The organism is Bacteroidetes bacterium endosymbiont of Geopemphigus sp., from assembly GCF_002904345.1.
In the GTDB taxonomy this organism is placed as follows: Bacteria; Bacteroidota; Bacteroidia; order Flavobacteriales; family Blattabacteriaceae; genus GSPS2-BC2016.
On the sequence record NZ_PEIH01000001.1, the window covers coordinates 1 to 3,624 of the forward strand.

The window sequence follows — 3,624 nt, forward strand, 5'->3', positions numbered from 1 at the left end:
TATTTTTCTGGTATGTTTTTAAAGACTGATCGCGTTGCGAAAATTGACTTTTTATTTTTAATCTCCTATGAAGGTCATGATCCACAGGTGAAACTACACTAAATAAAAGTTTAAAAAACCTCTCCCCCTTTAGCGAAACATAGCCGATACCTATCCGTAAAAAAGGACAGATGTTGAAATATTTCCCTTATCATCTTAATTTTGTTTTATAAAGAATTTTCCGATGTCCTAAAGGGAAAAAGAATTACAATTAATAATTAAAAAGATAAATATTTATATAATTTTAGAAAAAATTATAACATAAAATGTTATTTATAATAAATATATATATATTATTATTTTAATAATATATAATAATCAATTTACGTCAATCTATGAAAAGTAAATGTCTCCTATTCCTGATACTGTTCCTATTCTTTAACGCTTGTAGCAACGAAGATGAGCTTACGGTGCCTGATTCGAAAAGAGTTAAAAGAGAAATGAGTGAAGAACAATATAAAGTATTGATGCAAAGCTTCTTTTCAGCTTGGTGTAACTTATCAGACTGACTATCTCGTCAGAGATAGCAAGGATGCGAAAGAATGGACAAATTTTATTAGATTCTGCTACAGCATATTGCTTTTTTATATTTTTTATTCCAGGCTGGACTATAAGAAAGTGTTGGCATCTCTAATGGCGATTTTACTAAACTTTAGTGTCATTTTTATATAATATATTGTACGCTTGATTTTTATGGATTGGGTTCTTTTTTAATCGACATAACAGAATACAATCTAGGAGGTATTCATGTTTATAAGATCATCCTTATTATCTCACCCCCTTAACATGTACTTTTTGGGAGGTTTCCTTTTAAAAAAGCGCCCCTTTAAAAGGGAAATTTCTCGCTTTATGAGGATCTTTTTTTCTACTTTTCTGTGTATGGCCCGTATTTGACGTTTATACTGTACCGGTAGCTTACGATTTTAACCCTAAAGAAGATGTGATAAGTCCGATGGTTTACATTAAGAATTTCATTGGATAATTTTGTAGCTACGATTATTTTTTTTCTTTGGAAGTTTTAGCTGCTGGAATGGGAGCATTACTATCTGATTATAAAGAAGATCAAAAATATCCGGGTTTATTATCTAAAGAGTGTACTTTATATATTGGCGGCAGAGGCTTTGTGGATGATTATCGTACTGCACATTTTTGATAAAAGCATTTTGGAAAACATCAAAGAAGAAGCGCTACCAGCTCATGTCAACATATCATCGCTTTGAAAAAAAATATATTTGAGGTGCCGAATGTCCATGCGCCGGAGATTTATCTTAATAGCCTATTCCCAGAGGGATTTAAGCTTCTCATCGTGCTCTTTCGGGGTGATCTTGATATACTCTAAAAACTACTTTTCCTTCTTATGTCCCGTGACAGACATGATAGAGAGGTTGGGCAGTTTGCCTTAAAGGTTCGTGGCGAAGGATCTTCGGCAGGTGTGAGAGCTTCAGTTGGTATTTGGCAAACACCCTTCTTCCTTGCGTCTTGTTTTGGGGTTCATGAGAGATCTGCGTGTTTCTTGTGTGATGCCCGTTAGTTTTCAGATCCTCTTAAAATAGAGATTAAAATTATTATCCGCTATCTTTCTTGGCAATCCACTTCTTTTTTCCAGCACGATCTTAAGATATGTAGATGAAGAGGTATGATCACCTTATAACCTGTCTTTTGGGTTTGATCCTCTATATAACCTGACTTGATGTTCTTGGTATCGAACTTCATAAAGTCGCTTACCCTCAGACCTGTTCGAAGACCCACTATGGCGCAGTCTTTCGCGTTATCGATCCTTCTACTACAAGAGAGATCCAGAGCGTAAATCTTCTCGATCTTTTCATCGCTTAAGTAAACACTTTCCGTTTTTTCCGAAGAAGCTCTGGGAATAAAAACCCGGGATACTCAAACTCTTCTCTGCATAAAGCTTTGAGGTCTTTTATCATCACTCCCGTAGTTGAACTTCTGAGTCTCTCTGTTTGGCTTAAATACTCCATAAACTCCTCATGAAAGGAGAGGTTTATATCGATGAGCTTTAATTGTTTAGTTTTATACTCCTGAAAAACCCTGATTTTATCTAAGGTAGTTTTATAAGTTACTACGGTTCTCTCAGAGAGAGGTCTTTTCTTGTTCTTTTTGATCAGAGTTGGGACTTTCTCTATGTATTTTTCTAACCACTCTGTCACGGAAGGTCCTTTTTTCTTATTATCTCCTTGTCCGAAAAATTCAAGCACCTCGGTGCGAACCCAATCTCTTTTGATAGTGCAAGCGTTAGCATAGTCATTCATAGAGGTATAAAATCATTTGGCCGCTTAAAAGCTTCAGCTAAACCTTCAGGATCACTGCCCTTTCCCGTGGCGAAGAATTTCTGCCCTCCCCCTTTCCCTTTAATATAAGGCACAAGTTTTTGAATAATATAAGAAGCATCTACCCCTTCATCCACCAGATCATCGGAAACCGCCACATGGAGTGTCGCCTCATTTTTTTCGGCATGAGCGATGAGCAAAATTAATCTCTTGTACTCCCTACGCAATTCTAAGGAAATTGTTTTTATTGAAGAAGGGCTCAAGTGAGTTTTCTCACAAATGAGGGTAAATGCGGTGTGCTTTTGAGCCTTTGTCAACCATTCTTTTTTTAGATTCCGGATTTCTTTCGCTGTGAAAAGATCGATTTGCGCTCGCAAACTTTTATTTTCTTCCTGTAGCTTACGAAGAAATTTGAGAGGATCGGCCGGGTGATGCATTTCCGCAAGCATCCCTTGATAGCTTTTGTTGGCTTTTTTTAAGTATATAAGAACAGCCTTTGAACTGAGCGCCTCTATACGACGAATACCTGAACCTACAGATGATTCCGCTATAATCTTAAATAATCCGATTTCCCCGCTCCGTCTTACATGTGTTCCACCACACAGCTCTAAAGATGGGCCAAAACCTACGCTACGGACTTTATTTCCATATTTTTCTCCGAATAACGCTATAGCGCCTTGGGTAATCGTCTTTTCCAATGGAAGCTCTCGAGATTCCTGCAATGGAAGGTCTTTATCGATCATCTCTTGTACTAAGGTCTCGATAGCTCGCAATTGCTCATAAGAAAGCTTTTGAGCGTGTGAAAAATCAAAGCGCAAGCGATCCGGGCCTACATAAGAACCTTTTTGAGCAATATGCACGCCCAATACGTTCCTGAGTGCATAGTGCAACAAATGAGTGGCACTATGATTTTTTTCAATATTTTTTCGACGATTTTCATCCACCACGGCTTTGAAAATCAGTGCAGGATTTTCAGGAAGCTTTTCAGCGATATGAATAAAAAGACCATTTTCTTTTCGGGTATCTACAATAGATATTCTTTCGTTTTCATTTTCTATATATCCACTATCGCCCAGCTGCCCGCCACCTTCGGCGTAAAAAGGCGTGGAAGTAAGAACAATATGATAATAAGCGCCTTTGGGAGTTTGTACACGGCGATATCTACTGATGTATGTTTTAATATTTAAATGATCGTATCCCAGGAAATCTTCTTGACCCTCAGAGGACATTTCTTTAAGAATAATCCAGTCGTCACTTTGTATATTTCCGGCCTTACGAGAGCGTTCCTTTTGAAGAC

Annotated in this window: 4 protein-coding genes; 2 read left to right on the plus strand and 2 right to left on the minus strand. The window is 37.4% G+C overall.

Annotated features, from left to right (window positions below):
• Positions 1–1,048: 1,048 nt before the first annotated feature.
• Together CS842_RS06680 and CS842_RS06685 are read left to right on the plus strand one after the other, a co-directional pair.
• Positions 1,049–1,192: a hypothetical protein gene (locus tag CS842_RS06680; protein ID WP_195909784.1), complete on the plus strand. Its 144-nt coding sequence runs from the start codon at positions 1,049–1,051 to the stop codon at positions 1,190–1,192.
• Positions 1,193–1,396: 204 nt separating this feature from the next.
• A complete protein-coding gene (locus CS842_RS06685) occupies positions 1,397–1,570 on the plus strand; it encodes a hypothetical protein (protein ID WP_195909785.1) in 174 nt (57 codons plus the stop codon).
• A 298-nt stretch (positions 1,571–1,868) separates the two neighbouring features.
• Here CS842_RS06685 and CS842_RS00005 read toward each other — a convergent pair whose 3' ends face one another.
• Both CS842_RS00005 and CS842_RS00010 read right to left on the minus strand, forming a co-directional pair.
• Complete coding sequence (locus tag CS842_RS00005) at positions 1,869–2,309, minus strand: phage integrase SAM-like domain-containing protein (RefSeq protein ID WP_103326531.1); 441 nt, start codon at positions 2,307–2,309, stop codon at positions 1,869–1,871.
• A partial coding sequence (locus CS842_RS00010; RefSeq protein ID WP_241518383.1) for an alanine--tRNA ligase-related protein occupies positions 2,306–3,624 on the minus strand: 1,319 nt, incomplete at its 5' end. The genes CS842_RS00005 and CS842_RS00010, both read right to left, overlap by 4 nt.